Here is a 17,225-nt window from a genome sequence, read left to right on the forward strand (position 1 = left end):
TTTTCACCCCTTATGCTACAAACGAAAGACGAATTGTCGTCCCTTCTCCTTCTTTCCCTTCAATGGTTAAACCATAACTCTCCCCAAAAAAGCGTTGTAAACGTTCATGAACATTTCTTAATCCAATGGATTGTTCCGTTTCTATTTCTGTTTGATTTAAACGTTCGCGAATTTCCTCTAACCGATTGGCGGTGATTCCTTTTCCATTATCCACAACAGCCACAATAATTTTTTCGCCTTCTCGGTAGGCGTGGACCTTAATAGCATTGTCTTGTCGTTGATAGTCAATACCATGCACAAAATAATTTTCGACAAGCGGCTGAATGATAAACTTAGGAATTTCAACATCAGCAATTGTTTCTTCTATTTCGAACTTATAGGCAAATTGATCGGGATAACGCATTTGATACAAATACACATATTTTTCGCAAAATGAGATTTCCTCTGCCAAGGTCGTGGTTTTTTCTTGGTTAATATTATTCCTAAGTAGCGTTGAAAAAGCATAGACAACATCAGCTAGTTCTTCTTGTTGCCGACTCAAGGCATACATACGAATATATTCCAACGTATTATAAAGAAAATGAGGATTAATTTGCGACTGTAACGCTCTCATGTGGGCATCACGTTGCTTAATTTCTAAAGTATAAATATCGTGAATGTATTGATCTAAACTGTCTACCATAAAATTAATCGCGGAAGCAATATCATTCAACTCTTCCTGAACTTGATTCGTGTCAATTCGTTCTTTTAAATTGCCATCGCCAATGGCTCGTGTCGCTTCTAAAATTAATTGGACTTGTTGAGAATAGCGTTTAAATAGGCGGTTTAAGCCCACTAATAAAATAACAATCAAAAGTAACCCAATCCCTAAAATGGCCGCATAATTCATAAACAATTGTTGAAATAAGACTCGGCGGCTTGTTAATAAGAGAATGGTACTCCGGCCACTGCTTTCTATTTCCGTAATATCGTAGCGATTATGAAAAACTTGTTGAATGTCACTATCGGTGTGCATTCTTTTATCTAGTTGCCGCTCTTCTTCTTTGGTAAATTGTGCTTTTTCAGAAAAAATTTGATTCCCAGTACTATCATAGATAAACGCATTAATACCTGATTTTTTCAATAAGTCTGCTTGGTTGCCTAGCAACTCTTGACTTGAAAACACAGTGTACAACTCTCCCAGCGGTTGTCCTGTATAAGGATCGGAGATAATTCGCATTAGTTGAAAGCCATGTTTTTTAATTGATGACATATCCATTTTTTTCCCATTTGTAGCTGTGCGATTGGCGAACAAAACCTGATCAAATTCATCTAAGCGAATAATCACTTCTTCTAAGTCAGGAAAGGTGCTAAATAATGTACTTAAATTATTTCCAAAGTGGGTACTGACCCGATCTTCCGACCATTGGCTGTAAGTATAGTCAAAATACTCAGGAGGAGAAAGTTCCATATATTTTCGCATGTTTTCAATTTTACTTGCAGAGCCAGCTAATTCATTAATCATATTCGTCGCCGCATTATTTTTATTCGTTACATAGCTGTCAATTTGGGAAACGGCGTTATTTTTTTGTGAATCAATTGATAAGTTAATTGTATAAGTAACATAAACGCACAAAGCAGCCACCGTTAACAAAATAATACTTGTTAACAGTAGACTGTATTTTTGTACTAATCGATTTAATAAATATTTTTTTTTAAACAGTTTTTTGAAGATTCGCTTCATTTTGTTCCAACTTTCCATCAATAAACTGGCGATTTTTACGTGTGACATAGGCGCACCACATCATAATTAAGGCAAACGAAGCAAATAGTAGCAGTCCTTTCATTTTCCAAGTTAAAGCAACGATACTAATTACACCGAATAAGACTTTAAAAAATACACCGAGGTTTAAAAAGATACTGATAAATGAAAGCTTCATTAAATCAATAGTTGAGATAAAATAGCTTCCTTCATATAGTAGCATATAAATGTAAAAAATAACGAGTATTAGGGAAACAAAAAATAAAATAAATGTAATAATTAACCACATTATTCCGGTAAATTGAACGGCTAAATAAATATTATAAAAAACAAATCCTAAAGTGAAGAGAAAAAGTAGAAAATAACAGTTACTTCTTTTAAAATGTGCTTTCCATGATTCAAATGCTCGTTTAACGGTGATTGCTTGATAATTCATGCCCTCTTCCAAAATGAAATCAGTCATCATTTGGAGTGCTGGACCAACACCAAAAATAATCCCTCCAGCTAAACTAAATAAAACAAACAGTAAATTTAGTTTGATTACTGTCCAGGAAAGGTAAAACAACCGCTGAATCCCTGTACTTTCCATCTTCCTCTTCCTTTCTATTATGTAAAAGGCTGAGCCAAAAGCGCTCAGCTAATGCCTCAGCCTCCTGTGATTATTTTTGAGATTGGATATATTCGTCTAATTGTGTTTGCATTTCTTTTTGAACTTTATCCCAGCCAGCTGTTTTTAGGTCATCCATTAATTTTGGAAGTGTTTCTTCTGGATCAACAGTTCCTGTATTTAAGCTTGCTGCGTAGCGGTTCATAACTGTAGCAACGTTAGTGATTTCAGTTTTCACTTTATCATTTACAAAAGTAAAACCAAGAATTGGTGAATCTTTTGCTTCTTCGATGCTCTTATCACGTTCTTTAACCATGTCTTCAGTGACAGATTCTTCTGGCCAAATGATTAAGTTGTTTCCTGTGTTCCAAGCACTCAAATGAGTTGTTGGTGTGTAATCTTTCAATAATTTCACACGATCATCGCCAACTTTTTCATATTGTTTGCCTTCTTCACCATAAACAAGTCCGTTTAGCAATTCTGGATTGCTGTTTAATAAGCCTAGCAATTCAACAGATTTTTCTTTGTTTTTAGACGTATTTGCAACAACATAGTTAGCCATTTGCGCTTGAGCTGTTGTTTTTAATGGTTCTGTTAGTGGACGAGAAACAAGTGGTTTGCCAGCAGCTTGTGTTAAGATTGTATCACCATAATCCATAGGTCCTTGTGTTTCTTGACGCATGAACCAAGTATTGGTATTTAAGTCATATGGTGTTGTACTTGTAGCAGCATCTGTTGGAATCAAGCCATCTTTATACCATTGATGTAAGACTTTTAAATTATTAATCATGTCTTTGTCGGCATATTGGTTAATAATTTTTGGTGAGCCAGTATCAGTTGTTTTCACTGCAAATGGATATTGGTTACCAATAGGGAAGTCATAATTACCTGTTGCAAAGAATGTTTGGCCGATAGCAAAAGCAGCAATATTTGGTTCTTTTTTATGGAATTCTTTTAGAACTTCGGTTGCACTTTCATAACTACCATCGACTTTACTAATATCTAAATTGTATTTATCGACATATTCTTTATTAAAAGTTAAAACTTGTTGACCGTAAGAGTTACCTAAAATTGGGAACGCATACAGTTTTCCATTGATCGTATTTCCTTTAATATAGTTATCTGGTAATTGATCATAGGCTTCTTTGGCATATTTAGGTGCTAAATCAGTTAAATCAGCATAGGCGCCTTTTTGTGCATTCGTTGCATAATTTTGTGCTAATGAAATATCATAGCTTTCACCAGAAGCAACGATTGTTGACATTTTTTGGTCCCAATCGCCCCAACCAACAAATTCCATTTTTAATTTTGCCCCAATTTTTTTCTCGATAATTTTATTCGCATTATCGATTAATTGGTCATAATTATCTGGTTTGTCCCCAACACGATACATTAATAACGTTGGTGTACTATCATCACCTTTTGACGCTGCATCTTTTGAAGATTTACCGCACGCGCTTAGTCCTACAGCTAAAGCTGCTGCGCCAGCTACGGCTAATCCTTTTTGCCATTTTTTCATTCCTTATTTCCTCCTGTACAATTTTATTCTTTCACGCCGCCGATTGTTAAACCACCCACGAAATATTTTTGGAAGAATGGGTAAGTTAACGCAATTGGTAACGTAGATAAGACAACAATCGCCATTCGAGCCGATTCACTTGGTAGAACGCCTAAGCCTTCTTGTGCTGCTGCACCCATATCCGTACTTCTCGATAAGAACTCTAAGTTGTTTTGAATTTTCATCAATAAATACTGTAATGGTACCAAGGTATCTTTTTGAATGTAAAGTAATGCATTGAACCAATCGTTCCAATAACCCAAAGCCGCAAATAAACTAATTGTGGCAATCCCTGGAACGGCTAGCGGTAACACAATGCTGACAAAAATGCGCATTTCACTTGCGCCATCAATACGTGCCGATTCAATAATACTGTCAGGCACGGTTTTCTTGAAAAACGTTCGCATCACTAAAATATTAAATGGTCCTAAAGCTAAAGGCAAAATTAACGCCCAAATTGTATCTTTCAATTGCAATAAGTTTGTCATTACTAAATAGTTCGCAACCATCCCTGGTGAAAATAACATTGTAATTAACGCAAACAATGTAAAGAATTTTTTAAATGGAAAGTTGGAACGAGAAATGACATAGGCATATAATGACGTCATTGTTGCATTGACAATCGTCCCTGTCACCGTAATGAATACCGTTATCCCTAAGGCATGAATAATGCGTTGACTCATTGCCCCTTGGAAAATGTAACGATAGGCCTCCAATGAAAATTCTTTTGGCCAAAACCGGTAGCCGTTTGCTGCTAATGATCCTTCACTTGTCAATGAAATCATAATAACAAAGAAAAACGGAACCACACAGGAAATAGCAAAAATAGCAATGACAATATTGAAAATCAAATTCGCTGTCGGGTTGAAGGATCGAACGTTAACGCTAGTGACTTTTTTCTTTTTCATAATCCTTCCTCCTAAAATAGTGCTGAATCTGGTTCAATTCGACGAACAACTAAATTCGCAATTAATAACAAACATGCCCCAACGACAGATTGATATAACGCTGCAGCTGCCGTCATGCCTACATCACCAGTAGCCGTTAAGCCATTGTAAATATAGGTATCTAACACACTTGTCACGTTGTAAAGCGCACCTGAGTTTCTTGGTACGATGTAGAACAAACCAAAGTCTGCTCTGAAGATACCGCCGATGTTTAAAATTAATAAAACAGACATCATTGGTAAAATTTGTGGAATCGTAACATTTTTTATTTGTTGCCATTTGTTGGCACCATCCACCATCGCTGCTTCATAGTATGTCGGATCAATCCCCATCACAGAAGCATAGTAGATAATACTGTTGTAGCCTAGACTCTTCCAAACATTTAGGAAGACAAAAATTACTGGCCACCAACGTGGATCTGCATACCAGTTAATCATTGTGCCGCCATTACCAGTAATCCATTGATTCAAAATCCCTTTATCTGGACTTAAAAAGGCATAAACAAAATAGTTAATAACCATCCAAGATAAGAAATATGGTAGCAATGACATCGTGTGATAAACTTTAACCAAGCGACGATTTCTTAATTCACTCATAATAATAGCAAAAGCAATCGCGAAGAATAAGTTAAAGGCTAAAAAGACGACATTGTACAAAATGGTGTTTCTAGTAATTAACCAAGCATCTTTTGACGCAAATAAAAATTTAAAGTTTTCAAAACCAACCCAAGGACTTTCTCTTAGACTAGCTAAGAAACCATCTGGTGAAATATGAAAATCTTTAAATGCGACCACATTGGCTAAGACTGGTATATAGAAGAAAAATATAAACCAGATAAATCCTGGTAACGCCATAAGGATTAAGGCCTTATAACGCCATACATTTTGAAAAAACCCGTTTTTCTTCTTCATTCGTTTCGCTCCTTTCATAAATATAATAGCGTTTTCATAATATCTTTTTAAGGAACAAATTATAGGATTTGAGAAACAAATTATAGATTTTGTGTCATTTTAAGGTAAAAATTTACCGAAATGACTGTTCTTTGTGAAAACGTTTATCTAATATTTTTTTTATAACCTCTTAAGAACATTAAAAATAATTGGATAAATTCCACTCATAAAGCGGTTTCACTTGTGCGTATTTGTTGTATAAAAGCTGAGAACTTGTTATTTTCACAAAGGATATTATCTAATTATTTTTGAGGAGGACTATTTTTGAATTTTATCCGTAAAAACACTAGAGCAATTAGTTTAATTGTGGTATATTTTTTCACAGTTTTAATGCAAGCTGGTTCTTTATTATTATTAGCTATTTCACTGTTATTTGATAATAATTTAGTAGAATCATCTTTTGCAAATCTCGTAACAGGTTTAACTATTACTGCTATTGTGGGAATAGTTTTATTTTGGAAAGAAATCGTTGCTGGGTTCGACTATTTTAAAGAAGAGACTCTTTGGCGTATTTTTAGCATTTTCTTATGGGTGGGGCTGATTTTTTTAGTCGATGTTATTATTCAAAAAATCATGAGTAATAATCTAATTGCTAATCAACAAGATGTTCTCTCATTTGGTGCACAAGTCCCATTGCTTGTTACTCTATTTTTCTTAGCAATCGTGGGGCCAATTGCTGAAGAACTAGTTTTTCGGCAAGTATTAATGAATTGTTTATCGGAAACAATTGGTATAGCCTGTGCAACTATGATTTCAATTTTTTTATTCACCTTTATGCACACACAACAGCCCCTTGATTTTCTCATTTATCTGCCAGGAGCTATTTTATTATCTGCAGCTTACTTAAAATCAAATCGTTCGCTTGTATTTGTTATGGCTATTCACATTGTTAATAATATGTTGGGTTTCTTGTTATAAATCAAAAAAGGAACTAGCTTAGCTACATTTGCTATTGCTAGCTCCTTCTTTGTTTCAATTACTTCACTTTTCCCCTAAAATTTCAATCCAACCATAATAATATTCAATATATTGATTTTCCTCTTCTAGTTGTGTCAAGATATGTTCCCCGACAACGATGCCTGTTTCAAATCCTTGTTTTGCTAAACGCTTTTTTACTTCTTCGATATTATTCAAACGGGTATCTTGTGTATTGACTTTTAAAATAAAGCCTTTGTATTGGCTACTTGATTCTTTGAGCCAAATCACTTTATCTAAACTTTTTTTATTCACATGATTTGCCAAACAAATCCCATACGTCAGTTCATTGGATTCACTTAAATCCCCGTAAATACCTAAAGTTGAAATGTGTTCCATGTAAACTTTCATCTCTTCTGGATTCTCAATATCAACAACAACAATTTTATCAAAAGGAATTGGTTCATCTGAAAAAACCAATGTTTCTAAATCAATTAACGCATGTAAATGTAATTTTCTTTTCTTGATTTCTTTGTATTTATGTTGAAGCCTTTTTATTTCTTGCCCCAGTTGTTCTTCTGTTGCTTCCATGGTGGCATAGAGATCGGTAGGTGTCTTTTTATATAAATTCAACATATCTTTGATAGGAATCCCCATTTTTCGATAAAAATCAATATCATATATTTTGAACAAATCTTCTAAATCAAAGGTTCGATATCCGTTTTCTTCATTGCGTGTTGTACTAATCAACCCTTGCTCGTCCCAATAACGAATCGTGGACTTAGGGATATTTAACAACTCAGAAACATCTTTTATTGTGTAATTTTTTTCCATCCTGTTCCCTCCATCAAAAAGTTTAGCATTTCTACTGTTGACATTCAAGTTACTTGAACGTGTACAATGACTCTTTGTAACAGCTAAAACGGTATTGTTTAAGGAGGAAATTTCATGAAATTAATGAAAGAGTTTATTAAAGAAAATAAATGGATTGTTCTTGCGACAACTTTAACCATCTGTTTGCAAATCGCAGGAACCCTTGGCGTCCCTAAATTAGTTGGCAAGTTGATTGATGTGGGCATCGTTAGCGGTGACCAACAAGTAATTAAAACGATTGGCATACAAATGTTTCTTGTGGCATTCATTGGAACAATTGCCGCAATTATTTCTAGCTATTTGTCTGCTTTAGTAGCTGCTAAATTTGGTTTTCAAGTTAGAGGATTGTTCTTTAAAAAATTTCAACAATTCTCGATGAAAAATGTTGATAAGTTTGGTTCAAATTCTTTGCTAACTAGAATGACCAACGATGTAGATAATGTTCAAACAATGATTGTGCTATTTTGCCAATTAATCTTTCCAGCGCCTATTATTAGTTTATTTGCCTTAGTGATGACATTTTCTTATTCAGTTTCACTCGCTTGGGTAACATTGGCTTCCATCGTATTTTACTTAGTCGTTGTTTATTTTTTAATGAAAAAAGGTACCCCTTTATCTTTAAAAATTCAACCAAAAATGGATCGAATTACTACGACTTTACGAGAGTTCTTTACTGGAATTAATATGATTCGTGCGTTCAATAATCAAGACTTTGAAGAGCAGCGAACCAATCAAACATTTAAAAATTATGCTGAACGCATGAGTAAAGTGAATCAAATCTTTGCTTGGATTACTCCCGTTGCCTTTTTATTAATGGGCGTTGTGTACGCCTCTATTTTGTGGTTTGGCGGTAATTTAGTTGCAATAGGCACCCTACAAATTGGCACCGTTACAGCTGTGATTGAATATACCCTTCTAACTTTGGCCTACTTAATGATCGCGGCTATGGTATTAGTTGTCATTCCACGGTCCGTTGCTTCCTTGAATCGCTTGCAAGAAGTTTTGTCAGAAGAAATTGAAATTAGCGATCCTCACACTGAAGCAACCATTGCTTATCATCCTGAGAAAGCCTTGATTTGCTTCGATCACGTCACGTTTCAATACACAGAAACAGCTGATCCTGTTTTAGAAAATGTTAGTTTTGTTATTCCTAAAGGAAAAACAACGGCGATTGTTGGTTCAACTGGCGCTGGTAAAAGTACTTTAGTTAAGTTACTTTTACGAATAAATGAGGTCACAGCCGGCACGATTAGCTATTCTGGCACAGATATCCGCTCATTATCTCAGCAAACGATTCGCCAAGTCATCAGTTATGTGCCACAAAAAGCCTTTCTTTTCAGTGGGACAATCTTATCAAACTTATTAATGGGAAATGCCAAAGCAACTACAGAAGAAATAAGAACGGCACTAGAAATTTCACAATCTTCTGAATTTATCGATTCCTTACCACAAGGGATTGAAAGTTTCGTAGCACAAGGCGGGTCCAACTATTCTGGTGGTCAAAAACAAAGAATGTGTATTGCACGAGCCTTAATCAAACCGGCAGACGTTTATATTTTCGATGACAGCTTTTCCGCATTAGATTACAAAACTGACGCCGCTCTACGTGCCGCTTTACATGCACAAATGTCGGACAAAACTTTACTCATTGTTGCTCAACGGTTAAGTACAATCATGAACGCTGACAATATTATCGTCCTAGATGAAGGAAGGATTGTTGGTCAAGGCACCCACGCTGATTTACTTACCACTAATAGCTATTACCAAGACTTTGCTAAATCGCAAGGTATCTTACCCAAGTAATTAAAGAAAGGATGTGACTGCTTGAAAGAAAGTTTTCTTTTCAAGCCATACAATGAAAAAAACAATGAATCTTCAAAGCTTTAAACGTTTCTGGAAAATGATTAAACCTGAGCATCCAATCTTTTATGGTCTAATGATCTGCAGTTTAATTGGAAACTTATTAATTGTTGCCATGACCTATATTATGGCAATCGGGATTGATAACCTCTTAGAAGCGATCAAGCGTGTCGGGCTCAAAGGTATGACACTTCCTTTAGTTGAAGAAGCGCTCTTAGGTCCCGTCTTACTTTTAATTCTCTTTTCAATCATTAGTAGTATCACTTCTTTTATTCAGGAACGAGCAATGGCTTCTTTAAGCGAACGGGTTACTTTAAGAATTAGAAAAGAAGTGACAAAAAAGTTTAAAACTTTACCAATGGCCTTCTTTGACAATCACCAAGTGGGCGATATCATTAGTCGTTCAACAACTGGCTTAAACCAATTGTCACAAGTTCTTTTAACAGGCATCAACCAATTTTTCACTTCCGTCGTGACTATCCTTTTTGCAGGAATCATGTTGTTCTATATTGATGCAAAATTAACCATTTTAGTGTTGCTGCTAATTGGCGGCAGTACTTTCATGACGACAAAAATTGCGAATAAAAACAAGGTGTTTGCTGATCAAAGTCAAGCTGAATTAGGTCAATTAAATAATAAGATGGAAGAATATTTAGCAGGAAATTTGGTCACAAAAACCTTTAATCAACAGCAAAATGCTGAAAAAACAATTGATGCTGTTAATCAACAACATTATCGTGCCTTTAAAAAAGCACAGTTTCTAAATTTTGCGATTTATCCAGCTATTCGTTTTATTAATCAGTTGGCTTTTATTATCAGTGCTATCTTAGGCGCAATGCTCGTTTTATCTGGTGGTATTACGATTGGTTTCTTGCAAGCGTATTTGCAATATATCAACCAAATTTCTGAGCCGATTTCTACCGCTTCTTATGTCATTAACTCAATTCAAGCAGCGATGGCTTCCATTGATCGGATTTTTGTTATCTTAGATGAAGCTGATGAACAGCCAGAAGCAACTCATTTAGAAACTATTTTTTCTCCTAAAGGAGCCATTGAATTTAAAAATGTTCAATTTGGCTACACACCAGAAAAAATTTTAATGAAGAATGTTGATTTTTCTGTTCAACCGAAAAAAACAGTGGCCATTGTAGGACCCACCGGCGCTGGTAAAACAACATTAGTCAACTTATTAATGCGTTTCTATGAAATAAATCAAGGTGCCATTACTTTTGATGGAATTGATATTACGAAACTTTCTCGACAAAATCTAAGAAATTTATTTGGCATGGTTTTACAAAACACTTGGCTATTTGAAGGAACCGTAGCAGATAATATTGCCTATGGAAAAAAAGATGCTTCTCGTGAAGAAATAATTGAAGCAGCTAAAATTGCTCAATGTGATCATTTTATTCGGACCCTTCCTCAAGGATATGACACAATTATTTCTAGCGAAAATGGTGCATTATCACAAGGGCAACAACAGTTATTAACCATCGCCCGAATCATTTTAGCAAATCCGCCCGTTGTTATTCTCGATGAAGCAACTTCGAGTGTGGACACACGAACAGAAGCCCATATTCAAAAAGCGATGGAAACTGTCACAGAAAATCGAACAAGCTTCGTTATCGCTCATCGATTATCCACAATTGAAAATGCTGATTTAATTTTAGTGATGAAAAATGGCGATATTATTGAAAAAGGAACGCATCAGGAACTATTACAAGCTCCGACTCTTTACGCCAGCTTATATAATAGTCAATTTCAAACCACTTAAAAAGAACTGGAACAAGTCATTCTTCTTTTGACTTGTTCCAGTTCTTTTATTGCTTAGAAATATTGAATTCCCATCGCTTTTTTGACTTCTGTTAAGGTTTGTGCTGCCACTTTTTCAGCAGCAAGACTTCCTTTATGCAACATTTCCATAATCGCTTCTGGATTTTTAGCCAGCTCTTCACGACGTCGACGAATCGGTGCGAGTTCTTCTTCTAGGACATCAATTAAGTAACGTTTAATTTTCACATCTCCTAAACCGCCATGACGATAGTGCTCTTTTAATTCTTCAATATATTCTTTCTCTTTCCCAAAGACATCCAAGTAAGTAAAGACCATATTTCCTTCAACTTGTCCTGGGTCCTCTATACGAATATGATTTGGATCGGTATACATACTCATTACTTTTTTCTGTACCACTTCAGCTGGATCTGAAAGATAAATACCATTGCCTAAAGACTTACTCATTTTTCCGTTGCCATCAATTCCTGGCAAGCGTCCCATGCCTTTTGGTGGTAACACAGCTTCCGGTCTAACTAAAACTTCACCGTACGTCTGATTAAAACTATGCACAATTTCTTGCGCTTGTTCCAACATTGGTTTTTGGTCTTCCCCAACTGGGACTAAGTTCGCTTGAAAGGCAGTAATATCAGCAGCTTGTGAAACGGGATAAATAAAGAATCCTGTCGGAACACCTTCCCCAAATTTTTTTTGCTCAATTTCTGCTTTGACCGTTGGATTCCGACGAACACGTGACGTGGTCACTAAATTTAGATAGTACATTGTTAATTCAGCTAACTGTGGAATTTGCGATTGGATAAAAATTGTTGTTTTCGTAGGGTCTAAACCAACTGCTAAATAGTCCAAAGCAACTTCTAAAACATTGGCTGAAACTTTTTCGGGATTTTTTGCATTATCTGTCAATGCTTGTAAATCTGCAATCATGACAAATAATTGATTTGTAGGGTCTGCTTGCATTTCTACTCGTTTTTTTAAGGAACCTACGTAATGTCCTAGGTGCAATTTACCAGTTGGACGATCACCTGTTAAGATAGTATTCATTGTCTACACACCTTTATCGTTTACTTTCATTTATTATTTTACCTTGTTTTAAAAAGAATGAATAGTAGGCAATAGAATATTTATTGATTCTAGATAATCGAAGAGACTAGAAAGATTGCAAGGTACAGCAATTCTTGTTCCAATCTCTTCAAACAGTTCGTTTATTTTGTGACTTTAATTGAAAATTGTGCAGTCACTACCGGTAAAACTTTGCTTGTTACTTTGATTTGATAATTTCCTGCAGCAGTCGTTGCTTCTGTCCTAATCAGACCGTTTTCATCTACACTTACTGTATTGCCAGCATCTGGTGTAACCAACTCATACGTTACTTGCGAGCTCCAAGCATCCGTTTCTGTGTGCGGCGCTTGACCAATCACTTTAGATTGAATTTGATAATTTTCGCCTGATTTTATAGTGGCTGTTTCTGTAGCAAATTGAATTCTTTCAGGAATCGCATGAGTTTGCACGACTTGGAAGATTTTTCGTTCATCGGGATTCGCAATTCCTATTTTTTCTTCTACTGCAGCAGGGAACTGGTAAGTACCTGGCGGGCTACTTGGCGAATAATTACTAACATCGTCATCCCAAGAAATAACCTTCAATTTCGTTTCGCTACCATCATCTAATTTTGCAATTACTTCAGTTGGCAAATTCAGTTCGCCTCGCGAGGTGCCTGTTAGTCGATCCAGCGTAGGCAATTCCTTGAATCCAACAATATGTTTAGCGGTGACTTTTACATTGGCAATAATTGGCATTGAGACACCTGCTGCTCGTCCTACAACAGTGAATGTTCCTTCTTTTTGATAAGAAGATGCTGGAACTTCTGACCAATTGACAGTCACTTCTCGTTGTGAACCATCCGAATAAAAAATAGTTGTTTTTTCTGGTAGATTAGGGGCTTGACCCGCTTCTGTCGTGACCTCAATCGACTCATGTTTGACTTCGAAAACATTCGATAAAACAATTTTAGGAGCTAAACTATCCTCTGTTAGCTGTTGACCAGTTGGCAAGGTCAATTTGCCTGCTAAAAAGTCTTGATAGGCCTTTTGTGCGCCTTCTTTTGAAAAAGCATCAAACCCAGCATTATCAGAATCATAACCAGGCAAACGACTGTCTGTAATCGCTAATAAGAAACTTAACTTGGCTGGAATTTTCTCACCACTTTGAATTAGCTTCCGTAGATAGTTACTAATATCGATAGAGATTGTATTTTGATTATTCATAATTGAACTATTTGTAAAAGATTGTCGAGCAATAAATTCTTCATTTGGTACATTTAAATTATTTGGGCCATTGTTCCAAGTAATGGTGTTACTCATCCAATTAGTATCTGTTCCATAAACATCTACTTGGAACTGCGTATTTTTCAAACGTTCATCATTTGTATTTCCAGCACCATTCCACGCATCATAACGCATCACATTTAATTCTAAATTGGCACTTTTTAGTGATTGATAGTTCTTCAATTCTTGTGTATCAATTTCAACGTAAATCCGGCGATTATACCCCGCAGAACTAGCATTTTTTAATTTTAATGCGTAATTGCCCGTATAGTTTACTCCATAAGGATATTTATAGGCGTCTCCTGAACTAATGGCAGCAGTACCGCCTGCTATAGCAGAGTATGCTCGGTTACCATCACTCTTTTGAACATAGGCAGTTTGAGCTGTTTTTAGTTTAACGGTATCTTTTCCTTCACCAAGTTCACCCTCAAAAGAGACCTTGGCTGTTACTTTGACAGCATCTATCGGTAAGCCGATAACTGTTGCTGCAACTTCAACTGTGCCTGCTGTATTAATTTTTTCTTGAGGGATTGCTTCCCATTGTAACTTAAATTCTTTTTTGCCTGTCGCAACCACTTCTTCATTAACGACTTCTTCGTACGTTAATTCAACTTGCTCTGGCAAATTAGGATACACACCTGTTGCCGAACTAATTTCTAACACTTGATTTTGATAACGAATACTTTTTTCAATTGTGGATGCTTGTTGCGCACCAATATCTAAAACTTTATTTTTCAAGCTATTTCCAAAGAAGTCTTCGGCCGCACTGTTCACTTCCGACAAGCCTTTACCAATCGCTGGAGAGGTTTCTTTTAACTGGAACATTTGTGCTCGCTGACGTAAGCGTTCTTTAGAAGTAAATTCAACCACATTATCTTTTGTTGGTTTCAATGTCGTAAATTCTTGCTCTGCCAACTCTTTCACTTTTTCAGGGTTATCTGTGATTTCTAATTGTGGTTTTTCAAAAATGTTTCCACTTGATACTAATTTTTCAACAGTTGCACCACTTTTTTCTGTAGCAATTTCTTTTGGCCAAATAACATTATTTTTGAAATATTTTTCTGGATTATCGACCATTTTACGTTCAATTGGTTGTGTCCCATTTGTTGGATAATTAGATAAGAATTTTAATTGTCCGGTACCTTCTTTGTATAAAATATTATTGTAAAAATTGGCTACTGTACCACTGTTGTCAGAACTATTTCCTTCACCAAATAATGATGTTGAAATGCCGTCGCCAACATAAATCGTATTATTGTGGATAGTTGGCATTGCCGCTCCATCATTTTTCACCCAATAATGGAAAATACTTTGTTCTTTATAATTGTAGCCACCAGCTCCGCCTGGATTGTCTTTACCTGTTCCTCGGTTACCACCGCCGTCATTAGCTGAGATATTGTACCGAATAACCGAATTTTTTTGATCAGACATAAGCAATAAAAAGCCGCCAGTATTATGATGTGAATAGTTATATTGATAAATAACATTGTTTGACTGCATGTCCACATCATAAGCTTCGGCATCGTTAAATCCATATTTGATTCCGTATACTTCGTTATATTGGAACAGTCCGTCATCTACAGACATTGCCCAAACGCCCGCGTAATTTTGTGTACCATAATCGGCATTGCACATTCGGACAGCAACATTTCCTTCGACGACACCGCCACTTTTGGATTCTGACAAGACAATTCCGTCGCCAGCAATATCTTCTAAATAGTTATTACGAATCGTAATATTAGAAAACGTTTTGTAGAAAGTGTTGCCTCTTGAGGTATCTGAATCAGCTTTTGTTCGAATTCCTTCAAGTCCCACTCGTTGAATCACATTATTTTCAATCAAAATATCATTAAATCCAGTCGTTGTTCGATGATCATTGGCTGCTGTTACTACATTGCCATTCTCATCAAACCAACTTCCTAAAACAATAATTCCACCTACCGCTTTTAATCGTTTGGTTGCAGTATTCCCACTTAGATTCAAATAATATTCTGTTTGAACATCATGAACATAGTTATTCCTTATCGTGACACTATTGAACGTTCGATTTTGTTCATATCCTAGGACTAATATCCCCGCTCTTTGAGCATCTCCTGGTTTCTTATAGCCTTCGAGATTATCTAGCTCTGGTGTATTTGTCACTTCTAAGTTTGAAATATCCCAATATTCTTGGTTCACTAACTGCACAGCCCCTGAGATTGCACGTTTGAAAGTCCCTGTGCTGTAGGTGCCACCACCGTTAATAATCGGACGCCGTGTTGTTTCAAAAATGGTTTCTCCTTTGTCATTCGTATCATAAAAATCAATGACAATCTTTTGTGCCGCTGTCCCATTCCCTTTTGGATGCAACAATTGGTTATTCCAGGTACTTTGCGCATTCAGCAGAAGATGGTCGCCTGGCTGAAACTCCGTCTGATTCACTTTTTCAAAATCACGCCAAGCACTGGCTGGAGACTGCCCATCATTGGCATTATTTCCTCCTTCCCCATCCACATAGTAGGTCGTCCCATTTTGAGCGACACCTACTGAACGAAAAAGTAACGGTTGATCACTCACTGTTTCCCCATAAGCAGGAAGACTAAATAATTGAAGCTGGGAAAAAACAAGTAAAATAGAAAGGAAGATGGTTACACTTTTAAAATACGCTTTTTTTCTCATTTTCTGCTCCTTAACTGTTTTTATTTTGATAATTTTGAAAAAACTTTTCTCTGTCTTTCTCCAACAAGTCTACTTTGGTTGCTTGTTGATACGTAGCTAATTTCTCTTTGTAGCATGTGTTGATATAGGCATTTTTGCCAAATTGTGGTGCTTCTTCAAACTGTAAAAGTTGCCCTCCTTCCTTATTAAAAATATAAAAGTATTGGTTTTCGTGGTATCCTTTCACCACGGTACCAACAGCTTTTTCACTAAGAATCTCCCCAACAGACAACGAATAAATATCCTCTTTTTGGATTTCTGCACTCTTCAATTGATACGATTCAATAACAAGATTAGGTAATTTATTTTGCCACTCCAATAACGTCTCCTCATAAGATAGATTCGGAGAGATTGCTTCGGCTATTTTTTCTAATTCTGCTTGCTTACCTGAAAAAGTTGGAATTTCAATTGCTTCAACAAAGTAATCGGTCTTTTTATATTTATCATCCAATTGCTCAAAGGCCTGCCGCAATTCTTTTTGCGTTGGCTTTTCTTTCTCCATTAATTTCTCTTTTATTTGGTCCTGTAATTGTTGATCTTTTGCATCTAAAAATTGCCAGAGCGTTAAACTGCTCTTTTGGTCTTGCCATTCTTTTTTTTCTTGCCCAAATGTTTGTGAGTGGGCTATTTCTAACTCCGTTGCCAGCTGTTTAATCATTTTATGTTGTACTAAATCCTCCGTTGCAACCTTCAGTAGTTCCTGAGTGGGTGATTTTCCGTTATACGTTTTGCGCCAGAAATTTTTCCCAAACGAAGTTAAATTATTCTGATCAGAGAATTGCTTCGCTACACGATTCATATTTTTATCGCCATAAACAATTAATTCTTCGACTTGGATTGCTTCGTTATTAATCATACTTTGCTGGCTGGTAGTAAAAATAACGAGCACAAAAATAGCACCTATCAAAAAGCTACTTAAAATAATTATTTTTTTCTTCATTCGTTCGCTCCCTCCACTTTAA

The 17,225-nt window shown here is 36.0% G+C and carries 12 protein-coding genes; 3 read left to right on the forward strand and 9 right to left on the reverse strand.

Translation table 11 applies throughout. The features are described 5' to 3' along the window. Positions 1-10: 10 nt before the first annotated feature. The 5 genes from IGL48_RS09390 to IGL48_RS09410 form a co-directional block, all read right to left on the reverse strand. Positions 11-1,741 carry a sensor histidine kinase gene (locus IGL48_RS09390; RefSeq protein WP_283902966.1) on the reverse strand — a complete coding sequence of 577 codons (1,731 nt, stop codon included), beginning with the start codon at positions 1,739-1,741 and terminating at the stop codon, positions 11-13. Beyond that, positions 1,695-2,330: a YesL family protein gene (locus IGL48_RS09395; protein WP_002362905.1), complete on the reverse strand. Its 636-nt coding sequence runs from the start codon at positions 2,328-2,330 to the stop codon at positions 1,695-1,697. Before IGL48_RS09395 ends, IGL48_RS09390 begins: the two co-directional genes overlap by 47 nt. Positions 2,331-2,400: 70 nt before the next feature. Then, a complete protein-coding gene (locus tag IGL48_RS09400; protein ID WP_002384284.1) occupies positions 2,401-3,867 on the reverse strand; it encodes an ABC transporter substrate-binding protein in 1,467 nt (488 codons plus the stop codon). A gap of 23 nt (positions 3,868-3,890) precedes the next feature. Next, positions 3,891-4,814, reverse strand: a complete 924-nt coding sequence (locus tag IGL48_RS09405; RefSeq protein WP_002384283.1) for a carbohydrate ABC transporter permease — start codon at positions 4,812-4,814, stop codon at positions 3,891-3,893. A gap of 11 nt (positions 4,815-4,825) precedes the next feature. Continuing rightward, complete coding sequence (locus IGL48_RS09410) at positions 4,826-5,782, reverse strand: ABC transporter permease (RefSeq protein WP_002356852.1); 957 nt, start codon at positions 5,780-5,782, stop codon at positions 4,826-4,828. Positions 5,783-6,133: 351 nt separating this feature from the next. On the opposite strand from IGL48_RS09410, the gene IGL48_RS09415 reads away from it, so the two are divergent. Next, positions 6,134-6,721, forward strand: a complete 588-nt coding sequence (locus IGL48_RS09415; RefSeq protein WP_002400588.1) for a CPBP family intramembrane glutamic endopeptidase — start codon at positions 6,134-6,136, stop codon at positions 6,719-6,721. Positions 6,722-6,784: 63 nt separating this feature from the next. On the opposite strand, the gene IGL48_RS09420 is transcribed toward IGL48_RS09415, so the two are convergent. Next, the gene (locus tag IGL48_RS09420; RefSeq protein ID WP_002384281.1) at positions 6,785-7,600 is read right to left on the reverse strand and encodes a MerR family transcriptional regulator; all 816 of its coding nucleotides are present in this window, start codon (positions 7,598-7,600) and stop codon (positions 6,785-6,787) included. A gap of 66 nt (positions 7,601-7,666) precedes the next feature. Between IGL48_RS09420 and IGL48_RS09425 the strand changes: the two genes are divergently transcribed. Together IGL48_RS09425 and IGL48_RS09430 are read left to right on the forward strand one after the other, a co-directional pair. Then, positions 7,667-9,394, forward strand: a complete 1,728-nt coding sequence (locus IGL48_RS09425; RefSeq protein WP_048949328.1) for an ABC transporter ATP-binding protein — start codon at positions 7,667-7,669, stop codon at positions 9,392-9,394. Between the two features lie 52 nt (positions 9,395-9,446). After that, complete coding sequence (locus tag IGL48_RS09430) at positions 9,447-11,225, forward strand: ABC transporter ATP-binding protein (RefSeq protein ID WP_048949329.1); 1,779 nt, start codon at positions 9,447-9,449, stop codon at positions 11,223-11,225. Between the two features lie 53 nt (positions 11,226-11,278). Here the strand turns inward: IGL48_RS09430 and trpS are convergent, their stop codons facing one another. From trpS to IGL48_RS09445, 3 genes are all read right to left on the reverse strand, one after another. Further along, positions 11,279-12,283 carry a tryptophan--tRNA ligase gene (gene trpS / locus IGL48_RS09435; RefSeq protein WP_002356846.1) on the reverse strand — a complete coding sequence of 335 codons (1,005 nt, stop codon included), beginning with the start codon at positions 12,281-12,283 and terminating at the stop codon, positions 11,279-11,281. A 161-nt stretch (positions 12,284-12,444) separates the two neighbouring features. Then, a complete protein-coding gene (locus IGL48_RS09440) occupies positions 12,445-16,224 on the reverse strand; it encodes an Ig-like domain-containing protein (RefSeq protein ID WP_002384279.1) in 3,780 nt (1,259 codons plus the stop codon). A 10-nt stretch (positions 16,225-16,234) separates the two neighbouring features. Then, positions 16,235-17,203, reverse strand: coding sequence for a hypothetical protein (locus IGL48_RS09445; RefSeq protein ID WP_002384278.1), 969 nt, complete (start codon positions 17,201-17,203; stop codon positions 16,235-16,237). Positions 17,204-17,225 lie beyond the last annotated feature (22 nt).

Origin of the sequence: Enterococcus sp. DIV1090 (assembly GCF_050537975.1) — a bacterium.
Lineage (GTDB): Bacteria > Bacillota > Bacilli > Lactobacillales > Enterococcaceae > Enterococcus > Enterococcus faecalis.

Bases quoted from the DNA above. Each gene is read 5' to 3' on its own strand.
- IGL48_RS09390 (WP_283902966.1), bottom strand. From the start codon at position 1,741: ATGGAAAGTTGGAACAAAATGAAGCGAATCTTCAAAAAACTGTTTAAA.
- IGL48_RS09395 (WP_002362905.1), bottom strand. From the start codon at position 2,330: ATGGAAAGTACAGGGATTCAGCGGTTGTTTTACCTTTCCTGGACAGTA.
- IGL48_RS09400 (WP_002384284.1), bottom strand. From the start codon at position 3,867: ATGAAAAAATGGCAAAAAGGATTAGCCGTAGCTGGCGCAGCAGCTTTA.
- IGL48_RS09405 (WP_002384283.1), bottom strand. From the start codon at position 4,814: ATGAAAAAGAAAAAAGTCACTAGCGTTAACGTTCGATCCTTCAACCCG.
- IGL48_RS09410 (WP_002356852.1), bottom strand. From the start codon at position 5,782: ATGAAAGGAGCGAAACGAATGAAGAAGAAAAACGGGTTTTTTCAAAAT.
- IGL48_RS09415 (WP_002400588.1), top strand. From the start codon at position 6,134: ATGCAAGCTGGTTCTTTATTATTATTAGCTATTTCACTGTTATTTGAT.
- IGL48_RS09425 (WP_048949328.1), top strand. From the start codon at position 7,667: ATGAAATTAATGAAAGAGTTTATTAAAGAAAATAAATGGATTGTTCTT.
- IGL48_RS09430 (WP_048949329.1), top strand. From the start codon at position 9,447: ATGAAAAAAACAATGAATCTTCAAAGCTTTAAACGTTTCTGGAAAATG.
- trpS (WP_002356846.1), bottom strand. From the start codon at position 12,283: ATGAATACTATCTTAACAGGTGATCGTCCAACTGGTAAATTGCACCTA.
- IGL48_RS09440 (WP_002384279.1), bottom strand. From the start codon at position 16,224: ATGAGAAAAAAAGCGTATTTTAAAAGTGTAACCATCTTCCTTTCTATT.
- IGL48_RS09445 (WP_002384278.1), bottom strand. From the start codon at position 17,203: ATGAAGAAAAAAATAATTATTTTAAGTAGCTTTTTGATAGGTGCTATT.